Source organism: uncultured Alsobacter sp., assembly GCF_945952055.1.
In the GTDB taxonomy this organism is placed as follows: Bacteria; Pseudomonadota; Alphaproteobacteria; order Rhizobiales; family Beijerinckiaceae; genus Alsobacter.
In genome coordinates, this window is record NZ_CAMFHB010000009.1 from 50,749 (window position 1) to 64,934 (window position 14,186).

A 14,186-nucleotide genomic window follows, 5' to 3' on the forward strand; every position below is an offset into this window, starting at 1 on the left:
AATCCGATGTCACGCGCAGACACCCTGTCGATCCAGCTCTATTCCGGCCGGTTCATGGCCTCGCTCGAGGACCAGTTCAAGCTGCTCCAGTCGCTGGGCTACCGCCATGTCGAGCCGTTCGGCGGCCTGTTCGCCGACGTGGCGGGGCTGAAGGCGCTCCTGCAGACATACGGCATGGCCGCGCCGACGGCCCATGTCGGCATGGACCTGTGGCGCAGCGACGCCGCCGGCACGGCCCGCATCTGCCGCGACCTCGGCATCGCGACGGCCTTCGTGCCGGCGCCGCCGCAGGGCGAGCGCGACAAGGATGCCGCCGGCTGGACGGCCTTCGGCCAGGAGCTCGCGGCCATCGGCAAGATCGCGACCGCCGAGGGCATTCGCTTCGGCTATCACAACCACCACTGGGAATACGGCAAGGCGCCGGACGGCCGGCGCTTCATCGACCTCATCTTCGCAGCCGCGCCCGACCTCCTGTGGGAAGGGGATTTCGCCTGGACCATTCGCGGAGGCGGCGATCCGCTCGCCGAGATCGCCAGGCATGGCAACCGCCTGGTGGCCTGCCACGTGAAGGATCTCGCACCCGCCGGCGAATGCGCCGACGAGGACGGCTGGGCCGATCCCGGCCACGGAACGATGGACTGGCCCGCGATCGTCAAGGCGATGGACGGCGTCGGTCCGGTGGTCCTGGTGGCCGAGCACGACAAGCCGAACGACATGGCCCGGTTCGCCCGGCGCGCCCGCGAGACCGTGGCGCACTGGGGCTGACCAGGCCGCAATTCGAAGAGACAGAGGATACCACCGTCATGGCAGACCTGGGCGTCGGCATCGTCGGATGCGGAGTTATTTCCGGCATCTATCTCGAAAACATGCCGTCCTTCGCCGGCATCAAGGCCGTGGCCTGCACGGACATCATTCCCGAGCGGTCCGAGGCCAAGGCCAAGGAACACGGGATCGATGCCGTCACGCCGGCCGAGATGCTGAAGCGCGACGACGTCGACATCATCCTGAACATCACGCCGCCGCTGGTGCACTACGACGTGAGCCTCGCCGCCCTGCAGGCCGGCAAGCACGTGTTCGGCGAGAAGCCGCTGTGCGTCGAGGTCGAGCACGGCAAGCGCCTCGTCGACGAGGCCCGCTCGCGCGGGCTGGCGATCGGCGTGGCGCCCGACACCTTCCTGGGGGCCGGTGGCCGGCTCGCCCGCGAGCTCATCGACCAGGGCATCATCGGCAAGGTGATCGCCGGCTCGTGCAACCTCATGTCGCACGGCATGGAGCACTGGCATCCCGACCCGCGCGCCTTCTACGTGCATGGCGGCGGCCCTCTGCTCGACGTGGGCCCGTACTACATGAACGCCCTCATCAACCTCCTCGGCCCGGTCGAGAGCGTGGTGGGCGTCACCTCGACCGCCTTCCCCACCCGGCACGTCACGGCCGAGGGCCCGCTGAAGGGCCAGCACATCCCGGTCGAAACGCCGACCACCATCATGGGCATGCTGCACTTCGCCAGCGGTGCCGACGTGAACGTGTTCATGTCGTGGGACGTGTGGAAGCACGGCCACCCGGCGATCGAGCTCTACGGCACCGAGGGCACGCTGCGCGTGCCGGATCCCAACTTCTTCGGAGGCTCGCTGCAGTACTCCAAGGGCCGCGACGAGTGGATCACCGTGGATGCCAGCGACCGCGCCTTCGGCCGGCCGAACTACCGTGCGGCGATGTGGCCGGCCGGCCAGCCGAGCCAGGCCAACTACCGCTGCCTCGGCATCGCCGAGCTCGCGGCCTCGGTCACCCGCGGAACGCCGCATCGCGCGTCCGGCGCCATGGGCAGCCATTCGCTGGAAGCCATGCAGTCCGTGATCCGCAGCGGCCGCGACGGCGGCCGGATCGCGCTCCAGTCGAAGATCGACCGTCCGGCGTCGCTGCCGGAGAGCGAAGCCGCCCTGCTGTGGGAGGGCGGCTGGCGCTGACGCGCCCGCGCCGCGGCCACTAGGCAGGCGGGCCGAGGTCCGCCTGACCAATCCCGGGATGGAAAGGCCCCGTGCCGGGCGCCGCGTGATCGCGGCGCCGACGGGAGGGGCTTGCCTCGTATCACCCTCGCTCGGAGGAGCCACCGACATGCCCACGACGTACAGCGAAGAGGTCGACGTCCTGATCGTCGGCAGCGGACCGACCGGCGCCACCTATGCGCGCGTCATCAACGACATGAGGCCGAAGGCGAAGATCCTGATGATCGACGCCGGGCCCATCATCACCGATCCGCCCGGCTTGCACGTCGCCAACATCCGCGACGACAAGCTGCGCGAAGCGGCGCAGATCGCCTCGCAGGGACCCAACCGGAACACGGCCTATGCCCCGATGTCGACGGAGGAGGTCCTGGCGCGGCGCGCCGGCGCCCACGACACGTCGATGCTGCGCCGGCCCGGCCTGTTCGTGGTCGGCAACGGCACGATCGACGGCGATGGCTTTCCGGCGGCCCACGCGAGCCTGAACGTCGGCGGCATGGCGTCCCACTGGTTCGGGGCCTGCCCGCGGCCGGCCGAGGCCGAGCGGATCCCGTTCATCCCGCGCGCGTTGATGGACGAGGTGCTGACCGGCGCCGAGGCCCTGTTGCGCGTCTCCAAGACGCAGTTCGGCGCCTCCCACATCGCCGGTCCGCTGCGCGCGGCCCTGAGCAGGCTGTTCGACGCGGGCCGGGCGCCCGACCGGCAGGTCCAGCCGATGCCGATGGCCATCACCGTGACCCCGGAGGGCGTCTACCGCTCGGGCTCCAACGTGATCCTCGGCGATCTGCTGACCGACGGCGCAAAGCCCTTCGAGCTTCGGCCCGACACCGTCTGCATGCGCCTGATCATGGGTGACGGACGGGCGGACGGCGCCGAGCTCAAGAGCACCGTCACCGGCGAGGTCACGCGCGTGAAGGCGGGCACCGTCGTCGTCGCGGCCGACTCGCTCCACACCCCCCAGTTGCTCTTTGCCTCGGGCATCCGGCCGAAGGCCCTCGGCCGGCACCTCAACGAGCACCCGCAGGTCGGCATCCTGGCCGAGCTCACGGGCGTGCCGGCGGGCGAGCCTGTCGGACAGGGCTTCTTCGGTGGAGGCGTGCTGGGCGATCGCACCGTCACCGCGCGCATGACGAGCGGCGTCATGTGGGTCCCCTACGACGGCGAAAAATTCCCCTTCCACGTGCAGATGAGCCAGGTGGAGCCGACATCGCTGCTGCCCGAGGACGCCGAGGCCGTGGGCGACAACGCCGTGGTGACGTGCTCCTTCTTCCTGCCCTCCGACCTGCAGTGGGACAATCGCGTCGAGTTCAGCGAGACCGAGACCGACTGGCTGGGCCGGCCGAAGATGCGCACGCACTTCCGGATGAGCGAGGCCGACCTTCAGCGCATGCAACTCGCCCGCGAGACGCAGCTGGCGATCTGCAACACCATCGGTCGCCCCCTGCCGGGCCACCAGCCCCGCACGCCGCCCAACGGCTCGTCGCTCCACTACCAGGGCACGCTGCGGATGGGCGAGCGGGACGACGGCACCAGCGTGTGCGACACGCAGAGCCGGGTCTGGGGGCTGGACAACGTCCACGTGGCCGGCAACGGGGTGATCCCGACGATGACAGCCGGCAACCCGACGTTGACCGCCGTGGCGCTGTCGATCCTGGGAGCCCGCGCGATCGCGGCCCGGTGAGGGCTCGGCCGATCCGAGCGACCTCGCCCTACTTCACCGACGAGAACGCGGTCGGCTGCAGGAAGGCGTTGACGATGTTCTCGAGGATGGGGCCGTCCGCCTCGGAGGCGGTGCGGGCGGCGATCCATTCGGGGTCGGCCTGGAAGGCGGCCCACTTCGTTTCGCGCTCGGCCATCGACTCCCAGGCGACCAGGTAGACGAGCTCGTTGTTGGAGGGCCCGACCGCGTAGGTCCAGAAGCCGGCCTGCCGGATCCCGTGGCGCTCCCAGATCCGCAGCGTGTTGTCCTGGAACCGCTTGAGCAGGGCGGGCAGGCGGCCCGGCAGGCAGCGATAGGTGCGCATTTCGTAGATCATGATCTCACTCGGCGTTCGGGTGGGGAGGAGCCCGCGGCCGTCAGGCCACGGCGAATTCGGACACGATCTTCAGAAGATTCGCCAGCAGGGGGTTCGCGTCGCCCTTGCGCCAGAGGCAGGTGATCTCGACGACGTCGGTCGGCGTCACGGGGACGTAGCTGACCCCGGGGAAGGGGATCGTATCCCAGGCCCGATGCACGACGTGGACCCCGAAGCCGGCCGAGACGAGACCGAGCCTCGTCAGCGTGTTGCTCGCCTCGTGCACGATCCTCGGCGTGAAGCCGGCCCGATGGCAGAGCGCGATGATGCGGTCGTAGATCGCCTTGTCGTTGGGCTCGCGCGGAAACATGATCCAGGGATCGTCGGCGATCTCGAGGAGCCGGATGGACGTCCGCTCGGCGAGCGGATGGGCCGGGGGCAGCACCGCCACCAGCGGGTCGCGCACGATGGTGATGCGCTCGAACTCGCCGCCCAGCCGCACGGGCGGATGCGCGAACACCACGTCGGTGGTGCCCTCGCCCAGCGACTGCATGAGCGCGGTGGACGGCGTGACGTTGTCCACGAAGTGCAGCGAGATCTCGGGGAAGCGGCGGTGGAATTCGGCCAGGATGGTGGGCAGCGGGCCGAGCAGGGACGCGCTGACCACGCCGACGCTGAGCCGGCCGGCCCGGCCCTGCGCCCCGGCCTGCGCCCGCCGCCGGGCGACGTCGGAGAGCTTGAGGAGGCGCATGGCCTCGGGCAGGAACGCCTCGCCCGCCAGCGTCAGCCGCACGTTCTTCCGGTCGCGATGGAAGAGGACCACGTTGAGGTCCTCCTCGAGCTGCTTGATCCGGCGGCTGACATGCGGCTGGGCGATGCGCAGGCGCTCGGCCGCCAGACCGAAATGCCGCGTGCTCGCCAACGTGACGAACGTGCGCAGCTGCGCGAACTCCATGGCCTCTCCTCCGCCATGCAGACAAGCACGGCTTTGTGGCGGTCAGCCACCCCGGCAGGCTCTGGGCCTACATGAAGCGGACGCAGATCGGCGTGCCCGCCTCCACCACGTCGCCGGTCGCCGTCAGCAGGCCGCTGGCCGGGTCGATCCGGAACATCACGACGTTGTTGGTGTCCTGGTTCGCCGCCGCCAGCCACTTGCCGTCCGGGCTGATCTCGAAGTTGCGCGGGATCCTGCCCCGCGTGCTCTCGTGGCCCACCACGGCGATGCGGCCCGTGTCCTGGTCGACCGAGAAGATCGCGATGCTGTCGTGCCCGCGGTTCGAGCCGTAGAGGAAGCGGCCGGATGGCGCGATCTGCACCTCGGCGCAGGTGCTGTGTCCGGAGAAGCCCGCGGGCAGGGTCGGCAGCGTGTTGACCTCGGTGAGCGTGCCCTTGGACCCGTCGTAGCGGTATGACGTCATCGTCGAGTTCAGCTCGTTGATGAGGAAGGCGAAGCGGTCGCTGGGATGCATCACGATCTGCCGAGGCCCCGCACCGGGCGCCATGGCGATCCAGGGCTGGTCGGGATTGGGCGTCAGCGTTCCCGTCGTCGGGTCGAAAGCATAGATGATCACCTTGTCCATGCCGAGGTCCGGCACGAACAGGAACCGGTTGGCACGGTCCAGGGTGACCGCGTGGGCGTGGGGGCCCGCCTGCCGGCGGGGATCGATGCTCGACCCCTGGTGCTGCTTGAAATCGCACGCTTCGCCCAGCGAACCGTCCGCCTGGATCGGCAGCACGCAGACGCTGCCGCTGGCGAAATTGGCGATGAGCACGTTGCGGCCGGTCGCGTCGACGACGAGGTGGCAGGGATCCGTGCCGCGGCTGGCCCGCGTGTTGAGATAGGTGAGCGCGCCGCTCTCGCGGTCGATCCGGAACGCGCTCACGGCGCCGCTCGCCTGGCCCTCGTATTCCTTGAACTCGTTGACGCAGTAGAGATGCGTCCGCGCCGGATTGAAGGCGAGGTAGGACGAGTTGCGGACGCCTTCCGTGATGCCGACGGGCTTCAGGTCGCCCGTGCCGGGATTCTGCTCGAAGCAGTAGATGCCCTTGCCCTGCCCCTGCAGGATCTGGCCGGTGCCGAAGAGGATCGGCTCGCTGTAGGTGCCGACATAGACGAGTTGGCGCTGCATGGTGTCCTTCCGGGCGCGTGCGTGATGGAATGAGGGGGCGGCCGAGCCGCCCCCGCCGGTGCCGTCAGTCGACGGGGATGCCGAGGTCCTTGCAGATGCCCTTGAGGTAGTTCATGCCCGCCACGGTCTCGGCCACGAACTCGTCCGTCGCGGTGGGGTGGCGATAGACGCCAGGCGCCGTCGAGTTGGGCCCGCGCGACACGCCGGGTACGTCCTCGAGCTCGATGGAGATGACGCCGTCGTAGCCGACGTCCTTCAGCGCCTGGAACATTGCCGTCCAGTCGATCTTGCCCATGCCCGGGCGCCAGTGGACGTTGGTGACGCCGTCGTTGTCGGACACGTGGCAGTGGATGATCTTCTTGCCGAGGCGGTACACCGAGATGTTCGGGAAGTCGCCCACCGGGAAGGTGTGGCTCGGGTCGAAGTTGATGCCGACGGCCTTGGAGTCGATGTGCTCCAGCAGGCGCAGCGCGCCGTCGGTGTTGGCGACGTAGCGGGCCGGGTGGGGCTCGATCGACATCATGACGCCGGCGCTCTCGCAGGCGGCGGCGCACTGCTTCAGGGCATCGACGTAGTCGCGGAAGTTCTGGTCCCAGTCCACGCCGCGCGGCACCTTGGCGGCATAGACCTGGACGAGCGGCTTGGTCGTGATGCGCGGGATTTCCTGCGCGTCGCGCATCGCGAAGGCGTGCGAGCTCACCATGTTGATGATGGGCGAGCCGAGCTGGGCGCCGACCTCCACCGTTCTTTTCCAGTGCTCCACCGCGGCGGCGCGCTTGGCCGGATCGGCGCTCGACAGGTCGTGCGGCGTCGAGACGAACTGCGACAGCTTCATCCCCTCGCCCGCCAGCGTCGCCTTGAGGTTCGCGATGGTCGCGGGGGTGTAGTAGTCCGTCAGGTAGTCCTTGTTCCAGGCGATGAGCTCGATGGCCTTGAAGCCGAGGCTCGCGACCCGCTTGATGCAGGTCTCGTAGGGCGGGTCCCACTGGAAGGGCCAGGACGAGGCGCCGAATCGCATGTGCGTGCTCCTTGTGTACGACGTGATGTGTGGAGGGGAGCCGCGACCGGCCCCCCGTTCGCTCAGCCCTTGACCGCGCCTCCCAGGAGCCCCTGGACGATGAAGCGCTGCATGACGAGGAAGAAGAACAGGACGGGCAGCGTGATGATGCTGGCCCCCGCCAGGATCAGGTCCCAGCGGAAGGTGTATTCCTCCTGGAAGCTCGCGAGCCCGATCGGCAGCGTGAACAGGTCATGGTTCTGCAGCAGCACCAGCGCGAAGAGGAACTCGTTCCAGCCGCGGATGAAGCCGAACATGGTCACCGCCGCGATACCGGGTCCCGCCAGGGGCAGGATGATGCGGTGGAAGGTGCCCATCATCGAGGCTCCGTCGATCACGGCGGCCTCCTCCAGCTCCGCCGGGATCGCCTCGAAGAAGCCGCGCAGCATCCACACCGTGAAGGGGATCGAGAACGACGTGTAGGCGATCACCAGCGCCGTGTGCGTGTTGAACAGCCCGAGCTTCTGGATGATCACGAAGAGCGGGATCACCAGCAGGATGTGCGGGAACATCTGGGTGATGAGCAGCAGCAGGGAGAAGGCGTAGCTGCCCGCGAACTTGATGCGCGCGATCGCGTAGGCGGCGTACATCGAGATGATGACGGAGCAGGCCGTCGACAGCGCCGAGACCTTGAAGCTGTTCCAGAAATAGGTCGGGAAGGCGGTGCCTTCCCAGACGTTCCTGAAGTTCTCCAGCGTCCAGCGCACGGGCAGCATCGTCATGTTGCGCGCGAAGAGCTCGGACTGCGGCTTCAGCGACGAGGACGCCATCCAGAACACGGGGAACAGGATGACCGTCACGGCGACGGCGAGCAGGGCGTAGACCACGACGAGCACGATCACGGCCCGACGGCTCATGGTGGGGTTGTCCCGCTTCGGGGTGGCCATGGATCCGTCCATCACACGGCCTCCGCCTGGGTCTTCGTGCGGTAGACGAGAAGGTAGGCGATGCTGAACACCAGGAGACCGGCGAGCATCAGCATGGCGATGGCCGCCGCATAGCCCATTTCCAGGCCCCAGAAGGCCTTGTCGTAGATGAGCGTGGGCAGCGTCTTGGTGGCGTTGGCGGGCCCGCCGCCGGTCAGCAGGTAGATGATGTCGAAGGCCTGGAAGGTCCAGATGCAGCCGAGCAGCGTGATGATGACGCTGGTCTTCTTGAGGAACGGCATCGTGATGTAGACGAAGCGCTGGCGGACGTTGGCGCCGTCGATCGTGGCCGCTTCGTGCAGCTCCTTGGGCACGTTCTGCAGGGCGGCGAGGAGCACGATGAACATCACCGGATAGAGCTTCCAGATCTGGACGAAGATCACGGCAGGCATCGCGAGGTTGGGATCGGAGAGCCACAGCACGGGCTTGGAGACGATCCCGCTCTTCACGAGCAGGAAGTTGATTACGCCGAACTCGTCGCCGTAGAGCCACTTCCACAGGAGTGCCGTGCAGACGTCGGGGATGACCCAGGGAATGAGGAACAGGGCGCGGAAGATGCCGCGTCCCCAGATCTCCATGTTGAGCAGGAGCGCCAGCGCGAGCGCCACGACATAGCCGCCCGCCACGGCGAAGACGGTCCAGACCAGGGATCGCCCGAGGCTGTACCAGAAGATCTGCTCGTCGAAGAGCGCGCGGGAATAGTGCTTGAGACCGACGAAGGCCTCCGGGTTGGCCCGCATCTGGTTCTGGTTCTGCAGGCTGACGATGACCCCCTCGATGATCGGGTAGACGTCGAGCAGCGCGATGACGATGACGGCGGGCAGGATGAGGAAGTAGGCGAAGCGCGCTCGCCGCTGGAGATACATCCACCACTCTCCCGGTGAGGGGCGACCCGAGGAAACGCAGCCGGCCCGTGCCAGGCCGGCGCGCGGTCGGAGGAAGGGGAGGGCGGGCCGCGGCGGGCCCGCCCGGTGTCGCTCAGGAGGTGAAGAGTTTCTTCATCTCCTCGTGCGCGTCCATGACCGCCTTTTCCGGGGTCTTGGCGCCCACGACGACCTGGTTGACCGGGCCGGCGAACATCTTCTCGCCGTCGATCACACCCATCTCCGGCCGACCGTAGCCGGGATAGGCGAAGTCCGTGGAGTACGGCACCACCTTGGTGAGCGCTTCCGAGAGTAGCCGGTTGTTCTGGACGCGCGGCGTGTTGATGTCCGACTTGAAGATCGGCCAGTGCTGTCCGGGCGCCGCTTCATAGAGGCGCTCCAGCCGTCCAGGCTGGATGAACCACTTGATGAAGGTCTTGGCCTGCTCCTTGGCCGGGCTCTTGTTCCACACGAACATCGGATTGTAGAAGGCGGCCGTCAGCTTGCCCGAGGGGCCGGCGGGTCCTTCGAGCACCTCGAGGATCCCGACCTTGTCGAACAGGCTCGGGTTCTCCTTCATGATGCGGCTGATGACGCCGCCCGTGCCGAAACCGAAGGCCGCGCGGCCCTGCACGAAGATCGTGTGCGCGTCGTCCGTGTTGTAGGAGGCGATGCCGGGCGGCGTGACCTTGTGCTTCGTGGCGAGGTCCGTGAGGAAGGTCAGCGCCTTGACGTTGGCGTCCTTGGCGGTGGTGCCGAACACCAGGTTGCCGTCCTTGTCCAGGATGCTGCCGCCGGCCTGGAACATGAACGACATGTAGAAATGCTGCGCGATGTGGAAGTCGCCGGCCGGGAACACCGCGCCGAAGGTGCCGCTCGCCGGGTCGTTGCAGGCGATGCAGGCGGCCTGGAACTCGGCCCAGGTCTTGGGCGGCTTGATGCCCTTCGCCTCGAGCAGGTCCTTGCGATAGTAGATCGGCCGGATGTCGAGGTTGTAGGGGACGCCCCAGTACTTCCCCTTCCAGAAGAATTTCTTGTAGGCGTAGTCGTTGAAGATGTTCGCCAGCTGGCCGTTCTTCTGCCAGAGGTCGATGATGTCGTCCATCGGCTCCATCTGGTCGACGGCCGCGAACTGCAGGGGATGGTAGGAATAGGCCTCGGCCACGTCCGGCATCGACTGGCCGCGGATGGCGGTGAGGAACTTCGGGTACACGAGGTTGCCCGAGACCGGCTCGTGCTTGACCTTGATCCCCGGGTTGTCCTTCTCGAAGTCGGCCAGGATCGCCTTCAGGGCGGCCGAAAGCTCCGGAGTGTTCAGCCGGACCGTCCAGAACGTCATGTTGGTCGTGGCCTGCGCGCTCGCCTCGTCGGCCGTGAGCATGAACAGCCCGCCCATGGCCGCCGCGAGGGTTTCGCGCCGGTTTAGTCCCTTGTCGCGTATCATCGGTTTCCTCCTTCGACGTTTCCGTACGGCTCTGGTGGCCGTCGCTTGCCGGAAGCAGGCTGTGCGGATGAGGGCGGACCCTCGTCGTGACCGAGGCTCCGAGACCCTGCCCGCCGCTCCGCCCGAGCAGCGATCAATGGCTGGAATCTAGCAGCGCTCCCGCGCAAATTCCGTATCGTGCGATACGTTATCGGTATCGAAGCGGGCGCTAGACTCACCCGTCGCGGCGGATCCGCCCGCTGCGGCGATGGTGCGGCCGACGGGTCGCGGACAGGGATGGAAACGTGGATTCCAGAGGCCAGTCGGACCGCTCGGGGATCGTGCGCGTCGGGTGCGCCTATCTCGCCTTGCTCTCCGTCTCCGGGTTCAACCAGCCGTTCTTTCCGATCTGGCTCGAGGTGCGCGGACTGAGCGAGTGGCAGATCTCGCTCGTGATGAGCGCGCCGCTCCTGCTGCGCCTCTTCGTGACGCCCGCGATCGGAAGCTTCGCGGACCGCTCCGGCCGCCGCAACACCGTGATCCGCATCCTGTCGGTGCTGGTGCTGGCGACGGCGCTCATCCTGTCGACCGCGACGTCGTTCTGGCCGATCATCGTGCTCTTCAGCATCACGCTGGTGATGTACCAGGCCATCGGGCCGATCGTCGATGCCGCCGCCGTGAGCCTGGTGCGCCAGGGCCGCGCCACGAACTTCGGGCGCATGCGGCTGTGGGGATCGCTCGGCTATGCCTCGGCCGCCCTGCTGGGCGGCCAGATCCTCGCCTTCGGTGGGTCGGACGCCGTGTACATGGCCTTCTGCGCCGCGATCCTCGCCACCGTCGTGGCGGTGTTCGCCCTGCCCGAGGCGCAGCTCCAGCCCCTTCCCGAGAAGGAGAAGGACGTCCGCCTCACCCGCCAGCCCCTGCTGGTCACCGTGTTCGTGGTCACCGCGCTCGTGCTGTCCAGCCAGACGGCCTTCAACATCTTCGGATCGATCTACCTCAAGAGCATCGGGTATTCGGACCGGGCGATCGGCCTGATGTGGGCCCTGGCGACGAGCTCCGAGATCGTCATGTTCTGGGCCGGGCCGCGCGTCTCCACCGTGCTGGGCCCCTTCGGCCTGCTGTCGCTGGCGGCGGGGGCGTCGGTCGTGCGCTGGTCGCTGATGGCCTTCGCGCCGAGCCTGCCGATGCTCGTGCTCCTGCAGATGTCGCACGCGGCGACCTTCAGCGGCAGCCACCTCGGGCTGCAGAAATTCATGCAGTTCAACGTGCACGACCGGCGTGGCGCCACGGCGCAGAGCGCCTTCGTGACCCTGCTCGGCCTGATCACCGCCGGGGCGACGCTGGCGGTGGGCCCGCTCTACCACCTCCTCGGCAGCGGCGTTTTCCTGTGTGCCGCGGCCATGCCGACGCTGGCCCTCGTTCTCCTCCTGGTCGTCCGCACGCCGCTGCGGGCGTCGGTCCCGCAACCGCAAGCGGACGCAGCGCGATGAGTGACGCCATCCTTTCCGACGCCCTGCTCGATGCCGTCGTGGACCGCATCGTTCCGGAGGACGACGGCCGTCCCGGCGCCAGGACGGCGGGGACCAGGGCCTATGTGACGACCCGGTTGCGCGAGGACCCCGGGGCGGCGGCCCAGGTGACCGAAGGCCTGCGGGCCCTCGCAGCGACCGCGGGCGACGGCGTCTTCGCCTCCCTGGCCGCGGCCGATCGCGACGCTCTCCTCGCCCGCCACGAGCAGCAGCCGTGGTTTCGCCTGCTGGCGGACTGGGTGGCCGAAGGCTTCTACGCGGATCCGGGAAACGGCGGAAACGCCGGAGCGGCCTCCTGGGGCCTCGTCGGCTACGATCCGCGCCTGCCGGCCACGACCGGCCCCGTGCGTCCGTTGCCCGCGAGCCGCCTCGCGCCGGACGACGACAGCTTCGACGTGATCGTGGTGGGAGCGGGCGCCGGCGGCGGCGTGGTCGCCTGCGTGCTGGCGGAGGCGGGCAAGCGGGTTCTCGTGCTGGAGCGCGGCCGCGACATCGGCCTGAGTTCGCTCGAGCGCGACCACCTGCGCAACCAGCGGCTGTCGGTCTATGGGCACAATGCGGGGCCGGACATCGACGGAGAGCCCCGGATCCTCGTGCACCCGGACGGGCGGGAGATCCCCGTGCGCCCCCACGAACCGGGCTACGGCAACAATGCCGCCGCCGTCGGCAGCGGAACCGTGGTCTATGGAGCGCAGGCCTGGCGCTTCCTGCCCGACGACTTCCGCATGGCGACGCGCTACGGGGTGCCCGAAGGGTCCTCCCTGGCCGACTGGCCGATCGCCTACGACGACCTCGAGCCCTACTACGAGCGCGCCGAATACGAGGTCGGGGTCGCCGGAACGGGCGAAGGCCACTGGTCGCCGCGACGGCGCCCCCATCCCATGCCGCCGGTGCCGGGCTATGCCAGCCGCCGCTTCCTGACGCGCGGCGCGAACGCGCTCGGTTGGTCGACCACCGTTCCCCCGCTGCTCATCAACACCGTGCCGCGGGACGGGCGCCCGGCCTGCCCCGAATGCGGGTCCTGCGTGGGCTTCGGTTGCCCGAGCGACGCCAAGAACGGCACCCAGAACACGGTGCTGGTGCGCGCGATCGCCACCGGGAACTGCACGCTGGCGACGCGGACCATGGTCACGCGCGTCGACGTCGACGGCAGGGGGCGGGTCGCCGGGGTCACCTGCGTCGGCGCCGATGAGCCGCAGGCCGCGCCACGGTCGCTGCGGGCCAAGGCGGTGGTGCTGTGCGGCGGCGCCGTCGAGACGGCCCGCCTGATGCTGAACTCGGCCTGCGGCACGGCGCCCGATGGCCTCGGCAACGGCCACGATCTCGTCGGCCGCAACTACCAGGGCCACTACTCGCCCATGGTCTACGGCCAGTTCGCCGAGCCGGTCTACGATCCGCGCGGGCCGGGCGTCACCACCGCGACCACGCAGTTCAGCCATGGCAATCCTGGGGTGATCGGCGGCTCGATGATCGCCGACGACTTCATCATGCTGCCGGTCATCTTCTGGAAGCGGGCGATGCCGCCGGGCAGCCCGTGGTGGGGCCTGGCGGGCAAGGACGCCATGCGGGCGGCCTATCCCACGGTCTCGCGGCTCTACGGTCCGGTCCAGGAGATCACGACCGCCGCCTCGCGGGTCGGCGTCGACCGGTCGCTGCGCGACCGCTTCGGCCTGCCCGTCGCCCGCATCGAGGGCGTGGTCCATCCCGAGACGATGCGCACCGCCGCCTTCATCCGCGACCGGGCGGCGGAGTGGCTCGAGGCCTCCGGCGCCGTCCGCGTCTGGAGCGGGCCGTTGCTGCCGGTCCTTGCGCCCGGCCAGCACCAGGCGGGCACCTGCCGGATGGGTACGGACCCCTCCAACTCGGTCACCGACGCCTTCGGGCGGGTCTGGGGCCATGACAACCTCTTCGTCGCCGACGGGTCGCTGCATCCGACCAACGGCGGCTTCAACCCGGTCCTGACCATCATGGCGCTGGCGTTCCGGACCGCCGAGGAGGTGACGCGGCACGTCTAGGGCCCGGACTTGGGATCAATGCCTATGGCCCTGCGGCAACATGGCTCGGCCATTCGACGTCGGTCGCCGCTTCGGCCGTCGCAACGATTGGTTAACCACTTCCGGGCGGAGTCGGGGCGAGTTTAGAGTGCAGGTGATTCGGCTTGCCTGAGGGCCGGCCGGATCTGTCGGCGGCGCGACAGCAAGAGGGACTGCACGGGATGCCCGTTGAGGCAGCGGACGCGGA

General features: G+C 68.6%; 12 protein-coding genes. 5 read left to right on the plus strand and 7 right to left on the minus strand.

The window, feature by feature from the left end:
• Nucleotides 1–6 precede the first annotated feature (6 nt).
• The 3 genes from Q0Q47_RS09210 to Q0Q47_RS09220 all read left to right on the plus strand — a co-directional run bounded on the left by Q0Q47_RS09210 (nucleotide 7) and on the right by Q0Q47_RS09220 (nucleotide 3,681).
• Nucleotides 7–765, plus strand: coding sequence for a sugar phosphate isomerase/epimerase (locus Q0Q47_RS09210; RefSeq protein ID WP_293857788.1), 759 nt, complete (start codon nucleotides 7–9; stop codon nucleotides 763–765).
• 38 nt (nucleotides 766–803) lie between these two features.
• Nucleotides 804–1,964 (plus strand): Gfo/Idh/MocA family oxidoreductase, encoded by a 1,161-nt coding sequence (locus Q0Q47_RS09215; protein WP_293857790.1) that lies wholly within the window; start codon nucleotides 804–806, stop codon nucleotides 1,962–1,964.
• 148 nt (nucleotides 1,965–2,112) lie between these two features.
• Nucleotides 2,113–3,681 (plus strand): GMC oxidoreductase, encoded by a 1,569-nt coding sequence (locus tag Q0Q47_RS09220; protein ID WP_293857793.1) that lies wholly within the window; start codon nucleotides 2,113–2,115, stop codon nucleotides 3,679–3,681.
• A gap of 28 nt (nucleotides 3,682–3,709) precedes the next feature.
• Here the strand turns inward: Q0Q47_RS09220 and Q0Q47_RS09225 are convergent, their stop codons facing one another.
• The 7 genes from Q0Q47_RS09225 to Q0Q47_RS09255 form a co-directional block, all read right to left on the minus strand.
• Nucleotides 3,710–4,036: an NIPSNAP family protein gene (locus Q0Q47_RS09225; RefSeq protein ID WP_293857796.1), complete on the minus strand. Its 327-nt coding sequence runs from the start codon at nucleotides 4,034–4,036 to the stop codon at nucleotides 3,710–3,712.
• A 40-nt stretch (nucleotides 4,037–4,076) separates the two neighbouring features.
• On the minus strand, nucleotides 4,077–4,970 hold the full coding sequence (locus tag Q0Q47_RS09230; RefSeq protein ID WP_293857799.1) for a LysR family transcriptional regulator: 894 nt from the start codon (nucleotides 4,968–4,970) through the stop codon (nucleotides 4,077–4,079).
• A 67-nt stretch (nucleotides 4,971–5,037) separates the two neighbouring features.
• Nucleotides 5,038–6,144 carry a lactonase family protein gene (locus tag Q0Q47_RS09235; protein ID WP_293857802.1) on the minus strand — a complete coding sequence of 369 codons (1,107 nt, stop codon included), beginning with the start codon at nucleotides 6,142–6,144 and terminating at the stop codon, nucleotides 5,038–5,040.
• Nucleotides 6,145–6,208: 64 nt separating this feature from the next.
• Nucleotides 6,209–7,162, minus strand: coding sequence for a sugar phosphate isomerase/epimerase (locus tag Q0Q47_RS09240; protein WP_293857805.1), 954 nt, complete (start codon nucleotides 7,160–7,162; stop codon nucleotides 6,209–6,211).
• Nucleotides 7,163–7,224: 62 nt separating this feature from the next.
• A complete protein-coding gene (locus tag Q0Q47_RS09245) occupies nucleotides 7,225–8,088 on the minus strand; it encodes a carbohydrate ABC transporter permease (protein WP_293857808.1) in 864 nt (287 codons plus the stop codon).
• Nucleotides 8,089–8,099: 11 nt separating this feature from the next.
• The gene (locus Q0Q47_RS09250) at nucleotides 8,100–8,993 is read right to left on the minus strand and encodes a carbohydrate ABC transporter permease (RefSeq protein WP_293857811.1); all 894 of its coding nucleotides are present in this window, start codon (nucleotides 8,991–8,993) and stop codon (nucleotides 8,100–8,102) included.
• Nucleotides 8,994–9,105: 112 nt separating this feature from the next.
• Entirely contained in the window at nucleotides 9,106–10,434 is a 1,329-nt protein-coding gene (locus Q0Q47_RS09255; RefSeq protein WP_293857814.1) for an ABC transporter substrate-binding protein, read from the minus strand.
• 284 nt (nucleotides 10,435–10,718) lie between these two features.
• On the opposite strand from Q0Q47_RS09255, the gene Q0Q47_RS09260 reads away from it, so the two are divergent.
• Together Q0Q47_RS09260 and Q0Q47_RS09265 are read left to right on the plus strand one after the other, a co-directional pair.
• Nucleotides 10,719–11,906, plus strand: coding sequence for an MFS transporter (locus Q0Q47_RS09260; RefSeq protein ID WP_293857817.1), 1,188 nt, complete (start codon nucleotides 10,719–10,721; stop codon nucleotides 11,904–11,906).
• Nucleotides 11,903–13,960, plus strand: a complete 2,058-nt coding sequence (locus Q0Q47_RS09265) for a GMC family oxidoreductase (RefSeq protein ID WP_293857820.1) — start codon at nucleotides 11,903–11,905, stop codon at nucleotides 13,958–13,960. The genes Q0Q47_RS09260 and Q0Q47_RS09265 overlap by 4 nt, the downstream gene beginning before the upstream one ends.
• The last annotated feature ends 226 nt before the right edge of the window (nucleotides 13,961–14,186 follow it).

Bases quoted from the DNA above. Each gene is read 5' to 3' on its own strand.
- Q0Q47_RS09210 (WP_293857788.1), top strand. From the start codon at position 7: ATGTCACGCGCAGACACCCTGTCGATCCAGCTCTATTCCGGCCGGTTC.
- Q0Q47_RS09215 (WP_293857790.1), top strand. From the start codon at position 804: ATGGCAGACCTGGGCGTCGGCATCGTCGGATGCGGAGTTATTTCCGGC.
- Q0Q47_RS09220 (WP_293857793.1), top strand. From the start codon at position 2,113: ATGCCCACGACGTACAGCGAAGAGGTCGACGTCCTGATCGTCGGCAGC.
- Q0Q47_RS09225 (WP_293857796.1), bottom strand. From the start codon at position 4,036: ATGATCTACGAAATGCGCACCTATCGCTGCCTGCCGGGCCGCCTGCCC.
- Q0Q47_RS09230 (WP_293857799.1), bottom strand. From the start codon at position 4,970: ATGGAGTTCGCGCAGCTGCGCACGTTCGTCACGTTGGCGAGCACGCGG.
- Q0Q47_RS09235 (WP_293857802.1), bottom strand. From the start codon at position 6,144: ATGCAGCGCCAACTCGTCTATGTCGGCACCTACAGCGAGCCGATCCTC.
- Q0Q47_RS09240 (WP_293857805.1), bottom strand. From the start codon at position 7,162: ATGCGATTCGGCGCCTCGTCCTGGCCCTTCCAGTGGGACCCGCCCTAC.
- Q0Q47_RS09245 (WP_293857808.1), bottom strand. From the start codon at position 8,088: ATGGCCACCCCGAAGCGGGACAACCCCACCATGAGCCGTCGGGCCGTG.
- Q0Q47_RS09250 (WP_293857811.1), bottom strand. From the start codon at position 8,993: ATGTATCTCCAGCGGCGAGCGCGCTTCGCCTACTTCCTCATCCTGCCC.
- Q0Q47_RS09255 (WP_293857814.1), bottom strand. From the start codon at position 10,434: ATGATACGCGACAAGGGACTAAACCGGCGCGAAACCCTCGCGGCGGCC.
- Q0Q47_RS09265 (WP_293857820.1), top strand. From the start codon at position 11,903: ATGAGTGACGCCATCCTTTCCGACGCCCTGCTCGATGCCGTCGTGGAC.